This is a genomic window from Aminobacter sp. AP02, from assembly GCF_003148805.1.
Lineage (GTDB): Bacteria > Pseudomonadota > Alphaproteobacteria > Rhizobiales > Rhizobiaceae > Aminobacter.
The window spans coordinates 20,761-37,814 of record NZ_QGGX01000029.1 but is presented as its reverse complement, the minus strand read 5'-3'; the positions used below and the strand labels follow the sequence as shown (position 1 = coordinate 37,814).

18 protein-coding genes and 2 pseudogenes are annotated in these 17,054 nt (G+C 60.2%); 9 read left to right on the top strand and 11 right to left on the bottom strand.

Annotation, left to right across the window (positions count from 1 at the left end; all coding sequences use genetic code 11):
- Positions 1–275: 275 nt before the first annotated feature.
- From C8K44_RS24885 to C8K44_RS24860, 6 genes and pseudogenes are all read right to left on the bottom strand, one after another.
- Positions 276–1,087: pseudogene (locus tag C8K44_RS24885) on the bottom strand (transglutaminase family protein).
- An 11-nt stretch (positions 1,088–1,098) separates the two neighbouring features.
- Positions 1,099–1,362, bottom strand: a complete 264-nt coding sequence (locus C8K44_RS24880) for a DUF1488 domain-containing protein (protein WP_109578454.1) — start codon at positions 1,360–1,362, stop codon at positions 1,099–1,101.
- The gene (locus tag C8K44_RS24875; protein WP_109578448.1) at positions 1,359–1,694 is read right to left on the bottom strand and encodes a hypothetical protein; all 336 of its coding nucleotides are present in this window, start codon (positions 1,692–1,694) and stop codon (positions 1,359–1,361) included. The genes C8K44_RS24880 and C8K44_RS24875 overlap by 4 nt, the downstream gene beginning before the upstream one ends.
- Positions 1,691–1,933 carry a hypothetical protein gene (locus tag C8K44_RS24870; protein WP_109578453.1) on the bottom strand — a complete coding sequence of 81 codons (243 nt, stop codon included), beginning with the start codon at positions 1,931–1,933 and terminating at the stop codon, positions 1,691–1,693. The genes C8K44_RS24875 and C8K44_RS24870 overlap by 4 nt, the downstream gene beginning before the upstream one ends.
- 161 nt (positions 1,934–2,094) lie before the next feature.
- A complete protein-coding gene (locus C8K44_RS24865) occupies positions 2,095–2,397 on the bottom strand; it encodes a hypothetical protein (protein ID WP_109578447.1) in 303 nt (100 codons plus the stop codon).
- Positions 2,394–2,657, bottom strand: a complete 264-nt coding sequence (locus C8K44_RS24860; protein ID WP_109578446.1) for a hypothetical protein — start codon at positions 2,655–2,657, stop codon at positions 2,394–2,396. Before C8K44_RS24860 ends, C8K44_RS24865 begins: the two co-directional genes overlap by 4 nt.
- Before the next feature lie 491 nt (positions 2,658–3,148).
- Between C8K44_RS24860 and C8K44_RS24855 the strand changes: the two genes are divergently transcribed.
- The 3 genes from C8K44_RS24855 (at position 3,149) to C8K44_RS24845 (ending at position 5,600) form a co-directional block, all read left to right on the top strand.
- Positions 3,149–3,466 carry a co-chaperone GroES gene (locus tag C8K44_RS24855; protein WP_109578445.1) on the top strand — a complete coding sequence of 106 codons (318 nt, stop codon included), beginning with the start codon at positions 3,149–3,151 and terminating at the stop codon, positions 3,464–3,466.
- 40 nt (positions 3,467–3,506) lie between these two features.
- Complete coding sequence (groL, locus tag C8K44_RS24850; RefSeq protein ID WP_109578444.1) at positions 3,507–5,132, top strand: chaperonin GroEL; 1,626 nt, start codon at positions 3,507–3,509, stop codon at positions 5,130–5,132.
- Positions 5,133–5,207: 75 nt separating this feature from the next.
- On the top strand, positions 5,208–5,600 hold the full coding sequence (locus tag C8K44_RS24845; RefSeq protein ID WP_109578443.1) for a hypothetical protein: 393 nt from the start codon (positions 5,208–5,210) through the stop codon (positions 5,598–5,600).
- Between the two features lie 421 nt (positions 5,601–6,021).
- Here C8K44_RS24845 and C8K44_RS24840 read toward each other — a convergent pair whose 3' ends face one another.
- The 5 genes and pseudogenes from C8K44_RS24840 to C8K44_RS27385 form a co-directional block, all read right to left on the bottom strand.
- The gene (locus C8K44_RS24840) at positions 6,022–6,426 is read right to left on the bottom strand and encodes a hypothetical protein (protein ID WP_109578442.1); all 405 of its coding nucleotides are present in this window, start codon (positions 6,424–6,426) and stop codon (positions 6,022–6,024) included.
- Positions 6,427–6,491: 65 nt separating this feature from the next.
- On the bottom strand, positions 6,492–8,921 hold the full coding sequence (locus C8K44_RS24835; protein WP_245417623.1) for an arylsulfatase: 2,430 nt from the start codon (positions 8,919–8,921) through the stop codon (positions 6,492–6,494).
- A 280-nt stretch (positions 8,922–9,201) separates the two neighbouring features.
- A pseudogene (locus C8K44_RS24830) lies at positions 9,202–9,410 on the bottom strand (DUF1214 domain-containing protein); the annotation flags it as partial.
- Between the two features lie 35 nt (positions 9,411–9,445).
- Entirely contained in the window at positions 9,446–10,876 is a 1,431-nt protein-coding gene (locus C8K44_RS24825; RefSeq protein ID WP_109578441.1) for a DUF1254 domain-containing protein, read from the bottom strand.
- Between the two features lie 240 nt (positions 10,877–11,116).
- Positions 11,117–11,422, bottom strand: coding sequence for a hypothetical protein (locus C8K44_RS27385; RefSeq protein ID WP_146204002.1), 306 nt, complete (start codon positions 11,420–11,422; stop codon positions 11,117–11,119).
- A gap of 262 nt (positions 11,423–11,684) precedes the next feature.
- Here C8K44_RS27385 and C8K44_RS28055 point away from each other — a divergent pair, with 262 nt between their 5' ends.
- The 6 genes from C8K44_RS28055 to C8K44_RS24790 all read left to right on the top strand — a co-directional run bounded on the left by C8K44_RS28055 (position 11,685) and on the right by C8K44_RS24790 (position 17,011).
- Complete coding sequence (locus C8K44_RS28055) at positions 11,685–11,867, top strand: hypothetical protein (protein WP_245417622.1); 183 nt, start codon at positions 11,685–11,687, stop codon at positions 11,865–11,867.
- A 473-nt stretch (positions 11,868–12,340) separates the two neighbouring features.
- Positions 12,341–12,529 (top strand): hypothetical protein, encoded by a 189-nt coding sequence (locus C8K44_RS24815; RefSeq protein ID WP_245417621.1) that lies wholly within the window; start codon positions 12,341–12,343, stop codon positions 12,527–12,529.
- Positions 12,529–12,732 (top strand): hypothetical protein, encoded by a 204-nt coding sequence (locus C8K44_RS27785; RefSeq protein ID WP_109578439.1) that lies wholly within the window; start codon positions 12,529–12,531, stop codon positions 12,730–12,732. Before C8K44_RS24815 ends, C8K44_RS27785 begins: the two co-directional genes overlap by 1 nt.
- Positions 12,729–13,190: a DUF1515 family protein gene (locus C8K44_RS28050; protein WP_245417620.1), complete on the top strand. Its 462-nt coding sequence runs from the start codon at positions 12,729–12,731 to the stop codon at positions 13,188–13,190. Before C8K44_RS27785 ends, C8K44_RS28050 begins: the two co-directional genes overlap by 4 nt.
- A 1,071-nt stretch (positions 13,191–14,261) precedes the next feature.
- Positions 14,262–15,899, top strand: coding sequence for an arylsulfatase (locus C8K44_RS24795; protein ID WP_199227203.1), 1,638 nt, complete (start codon positions 14,262–14,264; stop codon positions 15,897–15,899).
- Positions 15,900–15,997: 98 nt separating this feature from the next.
- Entirely contained in the window at positions 15,998–17,011 is a 1,014-nt protein-coding gene (locus C8K44_RS24790) for an HAD family hydrolase (protein ID WP_109578436.1), read from the top strand.
- Positions 17,012–17,054 lie beyond the last annotated feature (43 nt).

Genomic DNA, 17,054 nt, shown 5'->3' with positions numbered 1-17,054 from the left:
GAAATCCGAAATCTCCATAAGCCGTCGCCTGTGGCTCGCGGGTTCCTGCATGGGAGGCTTTCGTACGCCTGCCGGCACCCGAAACCCTTCATCATTTCGGCCATTGAGGCGATCCTCGCCGGGACCTGAAGGCGGACATGCCGAATGCTAAAGTCAGGGTCGCGGTTGCTCGGCTCTCAAATCCTTCAACACCGGCCCAACTTCCGCGTCTCGCGCTGAAGTCCGCGTTATCGTGCATGTCCAGGTCGCGGAAAGTTAAGGCTGCAACACAACTGTTACGAACTCGAAGCCGGCACTTCGTACGTCCATACCCTGAATGCCTTCAGAACATGCGGGCCGAATGAATTGATCAGGGGTATGTCGGTCGCGTCGCGGCCGCGCGCCACCACGATCCTGCCGATCCGCAGGACATTGTTGCGCGGATCGAATGTATGCCATTCGCCATCGAGGAACACCTCGATCCAGGCGCTGAAATCCATCGGATCTACGACCGGGACGCCGATGTCGCCGAGATGACCGTTTACGTAGCGCGCCGGGATGTTGAGGCGCCGGCAAAACGTGATCGCCAGATGCGCGAAGTCGCGGCAAACGCCCACGCGTTCATTGAAGGTCTCGAAAGCCGTGCGTGTCGATCGGGCCTGCATGTAGTCAAAGCGTATATGGTTGTGGACGAAGTTGCAGATCGCCTGCACGCGACTCCAGCCAGGCTCGATCGTGGCGAACAGGTCCCACGCAATCTGGCTGACGCGGTCAGTCTCGCTTTAGCGGCTACCCATCAGGTAGACGAGGCTATGGTCCGGAAGTTCAGGCACTGAGAGTTCGCGTGCGCCAGGCAGCACCCTGTCGAGTTTTCCGTCATCCCAGATCGTCGCATCGCCCCACATGGTCAGGTCGCCAGCGGGCGCGACGAGCCTCCGGCAGCGGTTGCCGAACAGATCGCGGTAGGTCGATACGGGCACATCGGGTGTTGTGAATGTCGTCTCCGGCATATGTCGGCTGCCCGGTCTTCGTGGACCGACAGCAGACACACCAGGGCGGTCGGCTGCTGGCAGGTCAACTTGATCTCGTAGCCGTAGCGGATCAGCATTGACCGTGCCTCTACCGGAAATCGGCAGCAGTCAGCGTATAGGTGGTACGGCGGCCGTGGGAATAGACCTCGCGTGCGACATCGTGGATCGAACTGCGCGCAGTATCGAAAGCCGTCAGGGAGTCAGCTTCGGACAGGTGCGTCTTGCCGGCTTTTGCCAGCGCTGCAGTCTCGACAAAGAATGGCACCTCGAACATGCCATCATGTCCGATGAAGCGAACGGCGTTGCGCACTTCGTCGAAGCTGCGGCTCGGATTAGGGAATTCGAGGGTCACCGTCGGCATTCCTCTGCCGTACGCGGTGCGGTCCGGATGCGTGCAATCGGGCTGCCTCCACTTCGGCGGCGCAGTTCGTTGTGCCGATTGAGCGACAGCATGCCGTCGGTCGCAACCCGTTGGGTGAGCCCGATCATCGTGTTGCCGTCGATGCGGGCCGGAATCCCCGTGAAGACATGGTAGACGGTCCAGGAACGATCCGCCTCAACACGGCGGCCATAGTGAAGATCCGGGGAATCATGGGCGTGCGCGCCGCCCTCGTTTTCCCATCTTTCGATGGCGAAGCCCGCGGTCTTGTGTGTCAGCTCCGGGTAGTTGTTGGGTGCGTTCATGGTCGTGTCCTTTCCTCGTTCGGCACGTCGGCTTCGAGCGCGCCGGCATAGAGCACCGCGCCGGCCGCATCGGTAATCGTCATGGCGTCGGGTCGTTGCGGCATGTTGAGCGTTTGCAAGAGAAGTCGCGCTACCTCCATTGCGTCGTCGAGATTGGCTGCTTCAGCAGTCTCCCGACCGACAACCGCATGCGCGTCGTCCCTGTCCCGGATGCGGTAGAATTCGATCACGATATGCATCGCCATCCTTCCGGCCAGCACGAACTCAGGGATTGCCCCTGCCAAGAGGTCCATTGGCGCTTGCGGCAACCTTGATCTGATTCCCGAAGCTGTTTTCAGGCTTGGGTGGAGCCTTCTCCTGCTTCGGCTTTCTGATCTCGCGATTGCTTCGTTTCTGTCCCTTAGCCATGAGCGAACGTCCTTTCGATGAGCGTTGCGTCGCTGCCAGATTGCGATATGTCGACCGGCTCGAGGCTGTCTTCGGTCGTCACGCGTTCATGACGCTCGTCGTCGTTGCGGATGCGGTATTGCAGTGAATCTCCCCGCGGCGGCAGCGTGCCGGTGATGCGATAAATGTCAGTGGCAAGAGCGGGTCTCGCGAACCCGCCTTTTAGCTTGACGCACTGCCCCACCGCGAAGAGATGCGTCGGAACCTCACGCCGGAACTGGCGGGCGGCGCGTTGAATGAAGCTCGTAGAAGTCATGACTGTTGGTGGTCCTTTTGAAGTGCGGCGTCGAGATCAGCAGGATCGATCGGCGCCAACTGATGTGTATGGCCATCAATGCCGATGGCCGGCAGGTGAATAAAGGCGCCTACACGTCTCCAGGCGAGGCGGGAGGATACCTCCAGCAGTTCGTCATCCTGGTCCACGCGATAGTCACCGGCAGGCTGCGCGGCGTCGAAGCCAGGCAGCATAAAGGGCGCGGTGAACCGGACGACGGTTTGCGTGGTGCGCGTTGTCATGGGTGGATTCCTCCGCAGAAGAGCGCTCACGCGCCTCCCGCATCATCCATTCGAACCGGAACGAACTTCCGTGCTGCCAGTACATCCGTGGTCAGCGGCGGGGTTCATTCCAATGTTCGAAAGGAGCGATATGTGCGCCGGAACGGCGCTTGATGCATTCGCTATCGAGAATTCGGTGGTGAATGGCGGGTCGTAGTCTCTGACACCGCGAAGCCAAATCGGCCAAATCAACGAGGTATATATATGGGCTAAGATCGTATATTTTGCAAGGCGATCTGCATTTTTATTTATTTCCTCGCGTTGTGATAAATACACGGGTGGAAAATATTTCTGAACGCGGGAGATTTTGTTTTTCCGTTCGAATGTGTTGAAGAGTCCGATTGTTATTTTTCGAGGCGTAAGAAATAATTCTGGCACTCCTATCATTCGAGTGCCAGAGTCGCTATGTATCTGAGGTGGTCGCCCTATGCGCCGGCCTCAGAAAGAACCCCGTGAAATTCCTGCCCCTCCATGACCGCGTCGTCATTCGACGCGCGGAAGGCGATCTCAAATCCAAAGGCGGGATCATCATTCCCGACACCGCGAAGGAGAAGCCACAGGAAGGCGAGGTGGCCGCAGTCGGCCCTGGCTCCCGCGACGAAAGCGGCAAGGTGGTTCCCCTCGACGTCAAGGCCGGCGACCTCATCCTTTTCGGCAAGTGGTCCGGGACCGAGGTCACGATCGACGGCGAAGACCTCCTTATCATGAAGGAGAGCGACATCCTGGGCATTGTCGAGAAGACTGGTACTGCCGCCAAGAAGGCCGCCTGATCTTCGATCCCGCATCTCAAGACCGAACTGGACGAACACCATGTCTGCCAAAGAAATCAAATTCGCCGGCGACGCCCGCGACCGCATGTTGCGCGGTGTCGAGTTGCTCAACAACGCCGTCAAGGTGACTCTCGGCCCCAAGGGCCGCAACGTCGTCATCGACAAGGCTTATGGCGCGCCGCGCATCACCAAGGACGGCGTCACGGTCGCCAAGGAGATCGAGCTTGCCGACAAGTTCGAGAACATGGGCGCGCAGATGGTCCGCGAGGTCGCTTCGAAGACCAACGATCTCGCCGGCGACGGAACTACCACCGCGACTGTGCTCGCCGCCTCGATTTTGCGGGAGGGTGCCAAACTGGTTGCGGCCGGCATGAATCCGATGGATCTGAAGCGCGGTATTGATCTCGGCGTCGCCGCCGTCGTCAAGGAAATCCAGGCGCAATCGAAGAAGGTCAAGTCCTCCGAAGAGATCGCGCAGGTCGGGACCATTGCCGCCAACGGAGATGCGACAGTCGGCGAGATGATCGCGAAGGCAATGAAAAAGGTCGGCAACGAAGGCGTCATCACCGTCGAGGAAGCCAAGGCCGCCGAGACCGAGCTTGACGTGGTCGAAGGCATGCAGTTCGACCGCGGCTATCTCTCGCCCTACTTCGTCACCAATGCCGAGAAGATGCGCGTCGAAATGGACGATCCTTACATCCTCCTGCACGAGAAGAAGCTCGGCAATCTCCAGGCGATGCTGCCAATCCTGGAGGCGGTGGTGCAAAGCGGCAAGCCGCTGCTCATCATTTCGGAGGACGTCGAGGGCGAGGCGCTCGCAACGCTGGTCGTCAACAAGCTGCGCGGCGGCCTGAAAGTCGCGGCGGTGAAAGCTCCGGGCTTCGGCGACCGCCGCAAGGCCATGCTGGAGGATATCGCCGTCCTGACCGCCGGCCAGATGATCTCCGAAGACCTCGGTATCAAGCTCGAGAACGTCACGCTCGACATGCTCGGCCGCGCCAAGCGGGTGGTGATCGAGAGGGACACGACAACGGTGATCGACGGCTCCGGCGCCAAGGCCGGAATCGTCGCACGCATCGCCCAGATCAAGGCGCAGATCGAGGAAACGACCTCGGACTATGACAAAGAGAAGCTGCAGGAACGGCTGGCCAAGCTCGCCGGTGGCGTTGCCGTCATCCGCGTCGGCGGCGCGACCGAGACCGAAGTCAAGGAGAAGAAGGACCGCATCGACGATGCGCTCAACGCGACGCGAGCAGCCGTCGAGGAAGGCATCGTGCCGGGCGGCGGCGTCGCGCTGCTGCGTGCCAGGGCCGCCCTCGCTTCGCTGACGGGCGCCAATGCCGACGTGACCGCCGGCATCTCGATCGTGCTCAGGGCGCTCGAGGCTCCGGTCCGGCAGATCGCCGAGAACGCAGGCGTCGAGGGCTCCATCGTCGTCGGCAGGCTGACTGACAGCAAGGACCGCAACCAGGGCTTCGACGCCCAGACCGAAACCTATGTCGACATGATCAAAGCAGGCATCGTCGACCCTGCAAAGGTCGTCAGAACCGCACTTCAGGACGCCGGCTCGATCGCAGCGCTCCTGATCACCGCCGAGGCGATGATTGCCGACATTCCCGCGAAGGAATCCACCCCGTCGACCGGCAATGGCGGCATGGCATATTGAGAGCAGTGCCTGAACCGTTCGGCCGGTTCGGCCGGACTAAAGCAATCCGCACCACAACCTGGAAGGACGATCTCCATGGCCGTACAGAGCACCACGAAACCATCTCTCTCTCGTCGATGGGAAGACTACCAGCCTTCGAAGACCATGCTGGTCTGGGCATGCATCGCGGCGATGATCGCCACGATCGTCGTCGGCTTCAGCTGGGGCGGCTGGGTCACCGGCGGTACATCCCAGAAAATGGCTGCGACCGCTGGCGACACGGCGCGTGGAGAGCTAGCATCCGCCATATGCCTCGAAAGGTTCAACGCGGCGCCCGATGCGGCGATGAAACTTGCCGAGTTCAAGGCGATACCCGACAGCTTCAAGAAGTGGCAGTTCGTCGAAGCTGGCGGCTGGGCAACGATGCCGGGGCAAACCTCGCCTGACCGGCTGGGTGCGCAGGCATGCTCAACTGCTCTTTCCGCCTGACAAGAGCCGGTTTTCAAAGCGCTCAGGCAAACGCCGGAGCGCTCCCACCCGTTGGAGCATGGAGCCTAAACAATGATAGCGTTCGCGAAAAAGACACATCCGCAGCAGACGTCCAAGCAAGTCGAAGACAATCGTTTCGAGCAGATCCGAAAGGCGGCTGCTGAACGGCACCGAAAGGCGGACACCGACGGCACACGCCGTCGGGACCGGCAGAAGGCCGAGGACAATCGGCTGATTTGAGCGTAGCACGAAGAGACTTATGCATCGGTATTTGTTCCCGCCGCTGCGACAGCGATGATCGCATCCTGCTCGTTCATGGACTGTCTGATCAGATCAATGTCCGCTTTGGGTTGCCATGAAAGGACACTCTCCGTCACGCAGAGTGTTGTGTCACTGCCATGCTGGAGCGGGGTAGATGCCGTTATGACCCGGCTCGCATCAAAAGGCCCGCAACACACCAGGCGGCCAGAACAGCGTGAGCCAGCACGACGGGCAACAACCCGATTCCGGAAAGCCCTTCTCTTGTCCAGGCGATGACCAGCACCGCGACCACCGCCACGTTGTAGAGCAGCATGGCCACAATCAAACCCTTTGCGGCACGGCTTGCCGCGTCTTGACGCGCGAGCCAACAGGCAATGCCGAGCGTAAGCAGCGCCGCGCCAGTCACCCGGGCGACAGTGATGCCCGCGGGCGAACCAAGAGGCTCACCGAGCAGCAGTTCGACCAGTATCGAAGGCGCTATGAGCAGTAGTAGCCCGGTCGCCGCCTCGACCGCGCCAGTGATTGGTAGCAGCAGCTTCGGGTTGGCTCCCGTGGTGCCAAACATTTGGACCCCCCTTGGTCTTGCCCGGCGACGTTTGCCGCCGGGCTCCTTGCTTCACCGCATTGCGGCTATTGCAGCTTGAACGTCAGCTTGTCGATCTTGCCAGTGAACCTGAACGGAGAGTCATATCGGTATTCTACCAAGGCAACGCCCGTACGAGTGTCCAGACCCACGTCGAATGCTTCATCCTCGGGGAAAGTGACCGGCGTGCCGTGTTCCAGCGAATTCGTGGCGACTTGCTTGCCGTCCACGGACAACACGCCCGTACCGCCCTTGCCCAACTCCGGGCCGTCCGACTTGTAGTCGAAGACGATAGTGTGCTTGCCGGCTTCCAGTTCGGGTCCCTCCCACATCGTACGCTTCAGGTCGAGGAAGTTGTAGAGGAACACCACCTTGCCGCTACCGACGCCGAATTCTCCCTTGCTCAGGAACAGGCCGTAGCCGCCGAAACGCCCACCCTCGGTGACGATCATCCCTTCGGCGCCACCCTCGGGAATCTCGACCTCGGCGGTGACTGTAAAGGACTTGTTCAGGATGCTCGGCGCGGCACCAGCCGGCACGCCGCTCAACTCGCCCGAATAGCTGAATTCCTTGCGTCCTGCCGTGAGGCTCGGGCGTGGCGTGTTCCACCGGGCGAGCGTCGAGTTGTCGAGCGGCAGGACGTCGTATTTCGCTGCCTCCGAGTAGAAGAGATCCTGCAATTCCTTGAGCTTGTCCGGCATCTTCGCCGCAAGGTCGTCGAATTGGGTCGGGTCGTCCTGAACGTTGTAGAGTTCCCAGTTGTATCCGGTGATAACGTCCGGCGGCGCGGCGGTGCTCATCGCCCAGGGGGTGGTCACCGGGGTGGTCGCCGCCACCCACCCCTCGTGATAGATGGCGCGGTTGCCGAGCATCTCGAAATACTGGGTCTTGCGTGCGGAGGGCGCGTCAGCGTTCGCCCTGTCCCAAGCGTATGCCATGCTGACGCCTTCGATGGGTTTCTGTTCGATGCCGTTGATGGCGTCGGGCGCCGGGATGCCGGTCGCTTCGAGGATGGTCGGCACGATGTCGATGACGTGATGGAACTGGCGGCGGATGCCACCCGCGTCAGCGATGTGGCCGGGCCAGGACATTGCCACGCCCTGTGATGTTCCACCGAAATGCGACGGCACCTGTTTCACCCACTTGAACGGCGTATCCATCGCCCAAGCCCAGCCGGCGGCAAAATGCGGGAATGTCCGTTCCGAGCCCCAGAATGGATACCAGAGAAACTGGTCCTTGACCGGCACGTTGACGCCGTTGAACGAGGTAAACTCGTTCGGGGTCCCGTCGAGATTGCCTTCGGCGCTGGCGCCGTTGTCGCCGCCGATATAGATGATCAAAGTGTTGTCGAGTTCGCCAAGATCTTCCACCGCCTGGATGACCCGGCCTATCTCATTGTCGGCATAGGCAAGGTAGGCGCCATAGACATCGGCCTGCTTGATGAACAGCTTCTTCTCTTCGAGGCCGAGCGAATCCCACGCCGGCAGCGTCGACGGCCACGGCGTCAACTGCGCGTTCTCGGGCATGATGCCTAGCTTCTTCTGGTTGGCGAAGATCGTCTCGCGAACCTTGTTCCAGCCCTCGTCGAAGAGGTGCATATCGCTGATCTTCTTGACCCATTCCTGCGTCGGGTGATGCGGCGCATGGGTGGCGCCCGGCACGTAGTAGACGAAGAACGGCTTTTCCGGCGCGAGCTCCTTCAACTGCTTCATGTGCTGGATGGCTTCGTCGGCCATCGCCGTTTCCAGGTTCCAGCCCGGATTGCCCTCGAAGGGATAGATGGCTGTCGTGTTGCGGTAGAGATTCGGCTGCCACTGGCTCGCGTCACCCCCGACAAAGCCATAAAAATACTCGAAACCCATGCCGTTCGGCCATTGATTGAAGGGTCCCGCCTGGCTCGACTGGAACGACGGCGTGTTGTGGTTCTTGCCGAACCACGAAGTGGCGTAACCGTTTTCCCTGAGGATTGTGCCGATAGTGCCTTTCTCGATCGGAATGATCGAGTCGTAACCAGGGAAGCCGGTCGCGATTTCGCCGACCACCCCAGATCCGACCGAGTGATGGTTACGCCCGGTGATCAATGCCGCCCGTGTCGGTGAACACAGCGATGTGGAGTGGAAATTGGTGAAGCGCAGACCCGCGTTGGCGATGCGATCCATGGCTGGAGTCGGTATGACCCCACCGAAGGTGCTTGGTGCGCCGAAACCCTGATCGTCCGTCATGATGAGGAGCACGTTGGGTGCGCCCTTCGGCGGCACCACGCGCGGCGCCCACCAGGGCTGCGAGTCCGATGCCTTCTGCTTGATCACCCCGCCGAATGCCGGCGGCGCGGGCGGAAGCTGCTTGCCGTCGATCGTGGTCGTGGAGCCGGGTGCGCCGAGGGTTCCCGTCACCTCCTGGGTAAAGGCAGGGCCGGACAGTCCCGAAAGAGCCGTGAAACTCAGAGCTGCGACAAAGCTCCGCGGAATTTTAGGCATATGACAATGAAAGCGCATGCCAAGTCCCTTCTTGGCCTTGCGAAGCAAGCGAACGGCGGCAGTCCTGATGCATAGCTTCGCTAGAGGCCAGTGATCGAAACCGTCATTCGATCCCGACAATAGCAGAAGCTGTCCAAGTGAAAACTGGCCCAGTCTTCAGAAGAGGTTGCCAGCGTGTTAGCGATTGCGCCCTGCGCCGAAACTGGCCAGTACGCTAACGCCACTCCGACCGACAGGAATTTCCATCCCAATAGAAAATGTTGGATCAATTCAACGCTCGCTATTGTTCAAAGCTAAAGTGGTTGCTGATCACTCCCCACCAATCGAACTCGCCCGGCTTCCAGGTCTTGTCTAACCACGGCCCCGCGGCCCATAGAGGCGAAGAAGAACGTTCCACCCCTTGCCGGGAACTGTCTGGACCCAATTGGTCTCATGGCCTTCCGGCACTGTCGGGCCCAACCAGACATCGACCGCGGAGTCTGCGTTGATCGCTCCTCCTCACGCATCAAAATGGCCAGCGGCCCTCATTGCGCTACGACCGCCGGCGGCTGCCAAGTGCCTTCGCCAGCTGGCAAGATGGATGGCGCTTCCGTTTTCGGCCAGTAGAGGCGCATCACCAGATAGATCGTGTCATTGGGCGCAGGCAGCCAGTTCGCTTCCTTGTCCGCGCCGGGGCTGTCCTTCTGGATATAGAGGGTGAGCGAGCCGTCCTCGTTCTTCTTCATACCGGGCAACATCGGTGCATTGATGAGGTAACGGTTGATCGGGTTTTCGATCAGCAGCTGGCTCTTGCCGTCGTACATCGTCACCGACCAGAATGAGTTCACCGGAGGCAATTGTCCCACCGGGAAGGTCAGCGTGTAATTGTGTTTGCTGCCATCAAGCGTCTGGCCGTCGCCATCGACGCGCGTGTAGGGATAGGTCGCCTCCTCCGGGTCGTTGCCAAAAATGCCGGCCTGGGCGGCGACGGCGCGCTTCATCCAGTCGCCATTATAGTGGGCGCTATCGCCTGGAAGACCGGCGACCTGCCAGCCATTGATCGTCTTGCCGGCCGTCGCGACGGCCTCGTCGACCTTTCGCTGGCCCTCCTTCATACCCAAGCCGATCTCCAGCTTATGCTCCATTGGCAAGTCCTTGAAGTCGAAGGTCTTGCCCGGCCCGACGCCGATGCGTGCCAGCTTGGCGCGTATCTCCTTCTCGTTGTCCTGCGCAGGCGCGAACTGGAGCGCGAAGTCGAGATAGTCGAGGAAGTTGGTCTTCAAGAGTTCCTTGTCGATCTTGGGGAAGTCGATGGTTGGCGCAGCCGGCGGGGGCGTCTGATTCAGATAGGCCGAGAGCATCTGCACCTTATAGCCGGCCTGCACATTTTTGACGTTGTCGAGATCATCCGGGCCGAAAAGCTGTGTGCGATAGCCCGCGAGGGAAAACTGCGTGCTCGAACGAAACACCTGCTTGATGCCCGCCGGAGTTTCACCCTTCCAGTCGGGTCCAACCACCATATAGTCGCCTGCTTCGCCGCCTGTAGCGCGGGTGCCGATGTAGCCGTAATTGTAGGTGTTACCGTCGCAGAGCATGACCGAGTAGTAGCGCTTCGGATCGATCGCCGGCACCGAGAGCACCAATGGCTCCGCCCGCAAATCCAGCCACACGAAGGAATAGGGCGTGTCGCTGTTGGGCGTAACGATTGCCGTGTCCTTGTAGGTGTAGACGTTTGGCTCGTTCTTGAGCTGGTTGAACGGCGCCTTGAACTGCCCCGAATTCTGATCGACGGCGTACTCGTACATGATGGCATAGTTCATCACGATCGGCAGTCCGTAGATGAAGCCTTCCTCGGCGATGTCCTTCGCCTCGATAATGTCGGGGTAGCTCTCCGCCATGAGGCGGCTCGGCCGTGCAATCGCGGCGCCGGCGGCGATCGCCGCAGCGGAGCGGAGTAGATCGCGCTTCGTCAACATTTGCAGTTCCCCTCAGGATCGGCTCGAAGTCTATTACGAAGTCTATTACAACGTTTCTGGCAGTCCTACTAGCAAAGAGCAGGCAGCCTGTAGAAAAGGACGGCTCGACGGCGCCGCGCCTGGCCACGCCTGCATAGGAAAGCGGCGTCAACGGCGTGCCGATGATATCGATGAACACGGAAATCTCGGACCCCTTCTCCGGTATCTCGCCGCCAACCAACCCTTACCGTGTGGGTCAGGTTATTGCCGCTCAGTTCCGGATCCTCCAGGACGACGACGACCTGCTGGAGCTTGTTCCCTTCGAGGATCGACAGGTCGGCATTCGGCGGATCGGACTGGAAGCTGTCCTTGCTTGCCCTTGCTCCAGAACGGCACGAAAGCCGCCGTATCCACATTCCCGGCAATACGCTCGGGACGGTCGGAGAAAAATAATGTCGTGGCGCCAACTCCTTCGAGCGTCAGCTTGCTCGTCGCCTTGCGCTGCCAGAAAATAGCGCACGCCGTGCCAAATGCTACGGCGACAAACAACCAATCGGCCCACGTCATAAAGCGCCTCGCTACAGGCCAACCAACCACAACACGGCGCTCGCCACGGCGACGAGTGCCACCACGAAAACAGTGTCTTCGATAGTCATCGCGTTTCGCCAGTAAATTCCTGCGCCAGCAACCGCCTGCGCCAGCGCCTCCTGGCGGATTCAACTCGACAACCAAAGGAATAGTTCCATGGACAAGACCGTTCCCATCGGAGCGGCGCTTCTGCTCGACTTCATTTATCGAACAGACGCCGGTAAGGCCCCGCCTGAGTGCTATGAGACGATCTTCGGCAATCGGCCAGAGTGGACTTTCCAAGCCCATCACCAAGATGACGCTGGGCGACCTGATCGATGCGCAAAAGACATGGTCGACGAAGGTTTGGGCCAAGAAGTTCCGTTCCGACAAGGCGTCCTCGGCTGCGCGTGCGGCGCAGGTCATGCGGGCGACACCTGATTGACCTTGCGAAGGAACTGCACCTGAGCGGCGCACAGATTTTCAACGCCGACTTTCATGACCGGCTTGCCTTCCACCTGCTGAAGCGCCGCGGCCTGCAAGGGCGCCCATCGCCGGCGAAAGCTACTATCTGGGCGACGGCATCAACAAGGTCGGCACGACGCCCGCAAATGTCGAGGCGCTGCTTGACCGGGCGAAGGCGGCAGGAAATGGGCGCGGGCCGCCACCCCAGCCGAACCGGTCATCATCGAAAAGCCAGTCGTGGCCGACCCGGGCGAGCTCGAAACCCCGACCGCCAAGAGCAAGACGTTCCGGACCTGGCTGCTCGCCGCCATCGGCGCTCGCGGCCTTCGGCAATCTCGACTGGCGCGTTCAGCTTGCAATCGTCGCGGTCATCGGCGCCTTCGCGATCTACGGCATCAAACGCCGGAATGATCTGTTCAAGGCGGTAAAGGAGCTGAAGGCGGAGATGGGCGGATGAAAGCCTATCTGCTTGCCGGGGTAGGGGCGGCACCGGCCGCCGCCCTCGTCTGGAGCCATACGGCTGCCTACCGCTTCGGCCGCTCAGCCGAACAGGCGAGCTTTGCCGCAATGATCACCAAGGAGAATGACGATGCGGGAAACGCCGCTGAGAAATGGCGCGCTGAGCTTTCGCCGCTGCACTGATGGTGGCGGGCTGTTCGATTTCGAAACCGGCACCTGCCAGCACTGAAGGGCTGCGCGCTGTCGTCGGCACCTCGCTGATAGGCGCCAAGGGCAAGACGCCGGCTGACCAGGCTGGCATCGACGAAACGGCTGCGGGGCTTTGTGCGGGTGGCGTGTGGACCAAGAGCGAGTGCGCCCGCCATGGGAAGGACAGCCGCAAGTGAGCGAACGCAGCACCCACCTGTTGCTTGGCGAACTCAAGGGCCAGCTCACGGCCATTCTGGATCGGATGGATCGGGCGGACGAGAGCAGGGCGGGAGTTCACCGCCGGCTGGACGACTTCGTCCAGCGAATCACCAGAGTTGAAGCTGACCTTGTCTTGGTGATCGGTAGCCAAGCCACCATGCAGACGGTGACCGACGATGTGGTGCCCCTGCGCACCCAAGCTCAAGGCTGGCACCGCTGGGCGGGTACTGCTCAACGCAGGGATTGCCATCGTTGGCGCGGCTGGGTGGCTGCTTGGCCTTTACACGTGGTTCACTGGCCGGCCGCCGCCCTGATCATTTTCCCGACGCCAAATAATCGCCCCGCTGCCGAAAGGTGGCGGAGCTTTTTCTGTTTTTGGGAACCGGATGGATCGAACGACGTTGGGTCGCGCGGAGGAAATCCCATCGCGCCGTAAATGGTGGGTCTCCGTGGAGCGACTTAGCTATTCCCTCATGGCAAGTCGCTCTAGCATAGGGCCTGTCGGCCGCCCGCTGGCAGGCCTTTTTGGTTTCTAGCCAACCGAGGAGTATAGTTGGCGCGCGCCACTGATGTCTTCGGCAGGTTTCAGGGGGCGGCTAGAACGGCCTGTCAAACCTTGCTAGGCAGGCCGTTTCTGCGATCAGGCCCGTCAACGGGGGCCGGTTTTGTGTGGTATCAAACCGAATGTTGCCAGGTTACTTCATGTTTTCCCGTGCCAAGTAGCCTTTGTCCCGAAGCCATGCGGCCGGGATTGTTTCTGCCATGGCTGAAGTGGATCGAAGATCATCCTTGGCTGCTTTTTCGAGTGCTTCCTTCAAGGAGGGACGCACTTTAAAGCCAAGTGGGGCGTTTTTGTACTCGGGTGCTTGTGACAATATCGGGATCTCTCGATATCGGTAAAAGTCTGACAAGATATTTAGCTTCGGGGCGCAGCAAGAGCCGCCTGTCGAAATTCTACCTTTACCAATAGAATCAGCACTAGCAACTGGCCTCCGCGATGAACGTTTCATCAATCGATGTGGGGATTGTACCCCTCATTGCCGTTTCTGCGATTAAGGCATCAAGACCTCAGTCACTCGCGCGGACAGCCTCACCTTGTTCTCTCCCATGGGGGACCTGATTGAGGAAGCGGCGTTGGAATCGTCGGTGCGCGAACCGGCAACCTTCGAAATTATGTCGTTGAACAATTGCCCAAATAGGCAGTCGCGACCGCGAGCCGCGAAATAGGTTGACGCCACGTCATATAGGTTGCACTGTTGCAGGGTATCATCATCATCATCTGGCGATCAAGACCGCATGCAAGGGGAATGGAGTCTTTGACTGCCCCGATCCGCATTCGCGCGTCGGGCGAACATTTCACCCAACCTTTCGCTCGTTGTTAGCGAGCCTGAGCCGTACCGGCCGAGGCTGCCGCTGACTGAGGAGGATATGTGATATGAAAGCAGCAACCGTGACTTGCGTTGCAGCGGCAACGGCCATTGCCGCCGCTCTTCTAAGCACCACCTCGATGGTCCAAGCACAGGATCAAACCAAGCCGAACATCCTGTTCATCATGGGCGACGACATCGGCTGGATGCAGCCGAGCATCTACCATCAGGGCCTGATGGTCGGGGAGACGCCCAACATCGATCGTATCGGCAACGAAGGTGCGAAATTCATGACCTACTATGCCGAGCAGAGTTGCACGGCTGGTCGTACCGCCTTCATCACAGGCATGCAGCCGGTGCGCGTCGGCATGGTCCTGCCGGAAATTCCCGGAAGCCCATCCTTCCTGCGCGCTGGAACGCCTCACCTTGCCAGGTTCCTGAATGATCTCGGCTACTCGACAGGTGAGTTCGGCAAGAACCATCTTGGAGATACCACCGAATCCCTGCCTACGGCACACGGGTTCCAGGAGTTTTGGGGCTATCTCTATCACCTCGACGCCATGCAAGGCGTGAGCTTCCCCGACATCAACAAGACCCCAACCGAGCAGGGGATCGCGCCACCTTGCAAGAATACACCGATCCCAGGTCTCAGGGAGGATCCCGCAGCCGTCGATGCCAAAACAACAACCTGCCTTACGCCGCCGCGTCCAATACTCGCGTGCACATCCACCGACGGGTCGCCGGGCAACCAGACATGCAAGGATGAGGGACCACTGACGCTTGAGCGCTCCAAGACGATTGACGAGGAGATTTCAGGCAAAGTCATCGACTTCCTCGACAGGAACGATCCGGAAAAGACCAAGAAGCCGTTCTTTGTCTGGTACAACCCGGCGCGCATGCACATCACGACGGTATTGCCGGACAAATATCTGAACATGATCGGCGAGCCCGGAGGCAAGGACTGGGGCATGAACGAAGCCGGCATGAAGCAGATGGACGACAACATCGGCTACGTGCTGAAGAAACTGGAAGAGATGGGCGAGCTCGACAACACGATTGTCGTCTTCACCACCGACAACGGCGCCGAGACGATCACCTTCCCAGATGGCGGCACGACCCCCTTCAAGGGTGGCAAGCTCAGCACCTGGGAAGGCGGCATGCGGGCACCGCTGGTCGTGCGCTGGCCCGGCCATATCGAACCGGGAACGATCAAGAACGACATCTTCGCCTCGCTTGACTGGGTGCCGACGCTCGTCGACATCGCCGGCGGCCCAAAGGGCGACGGGCTGAAGAAACAGATCGAGGCCGGCACGTATCCGAACGTCGTCAAGACCACGCTGGACGGGATCGACCAGCGTGACTTCCTGGAAGGTAAGGCGCCGTCCGCGCGCGACTCTTTCTTGTACTATTCCGGCAAGGAGCCGTCGGCGGTTCGCTACAAGAACTGGAAGATGTATTTCGCGATGGTATCAGACGATCCGGCCGGCTTCATCTCAGGCGTGCAGCCCTACGCGTGGACGCAGGTTGTCAACATCAAACGCGATCCGTTCGAGACGTCGGTCGGTCAACAGATCAAGACGCTGTTCGGAATGGGTGGCTCCATCGCTTCTCCGTCGACGGCCTATGTCTATGACTGGAACATCCTGCCCATCGGCCAACAGTTGTGGCTGAAGCATCTCGAAACCTACATCGCCTATCCGCCGCTTCAGGACCCTGCAAGCTACAATCTGGAGCAGGTGATGCAGCAGGTCAAAGACATGAAGACGGGTCACGACTGACGCACCCCGCCAAGGCCGGACGCCCCGTCACAGGGGCGTCCGATACCAAATCTTGCCCGGCAGTTCGGGCCCAACTACATCAACGATGGAGAGTTCAGATGCACGCATTCTCCAGGCTCGTTGGCGGCGCGTTCATAGGCCTTTGCGCATTTCTTGCGGCGGCATTGGCGCAGGCCCAGACCGATCCCCTGCCATCATGGAACGACACCGGCCCCAAGGCAGCCATCGTTGCATTCGTCGAGAAAGTGACCAAGGCTGGCTCGCCGGACTTCGTTGCCGAGCCCGATCGCATCGCCGTCTTCGACAATGACGGTACATTGTGGGTCGAGCACCCGATGTATACCCAACTTGCCTTTGCGCTCGACCGCGTGAAGTCAGAAGCGCCGTCGCATCCGGAATGGAAGGAGACACAGCCGTTCAAGGCGGTGCTCGAAGATGACATGAAGACGCTCGCCGCAGGCGGTGAGAAGGGGCTGGTGGAACTCATCATGGCGACCCACGCCGGCATGACCAGCGAGGAGTTCCAGAAAATCGTCACCGATTGGATCGCAACTGCGCGTGATGGCCGGTTCAAGCGCCCCTACACCGAGCTCGTCTACCAGCCGATGCTCGAACTGCTCGCCTATCTGCGTGCCAATGGCTTCAAGACTTTCATCGCTTCGGGCGGCGGCATCGAGTTCATGCGGCCATGGACCGAGAAGGTTTATGGAGTGCCGGCAGAGCAGGTCATTGGTTCGTCCATCAAGACGCAGTTCGAGATGAAAGATGGCACGCCTACGCTGTTTCGGCTGCCTGAGGTCAACTTCATCGACGACAAGGCTGGCAAGCCGTCCGGCATCAACGAGCAGATCGGCCGCCGTCCGATCGCCGCCTTCGGCAATTCCGATGGCGACCTCGAAATGCTGCAATGGACGACCTTGGGCAGCGGGAACGCCGGCCCGCGTTTCGGTCTCATCGTCCACCACAACGACGCCGAGCGGGAGTACGCCTACGACCGCAACACGGAGTTTGGCAAACTTGACGAAGCGCTCGACGCAGCGGCGGTGAACAATTGGACGGTCGTCGACATGAAGACGGACTGGAAGACCATATTCCCGTTCGAACTTAAATAGTGCCGCTCGGCACTTAGCGAAAAAGCCGCCTCGCCGTAGCGAG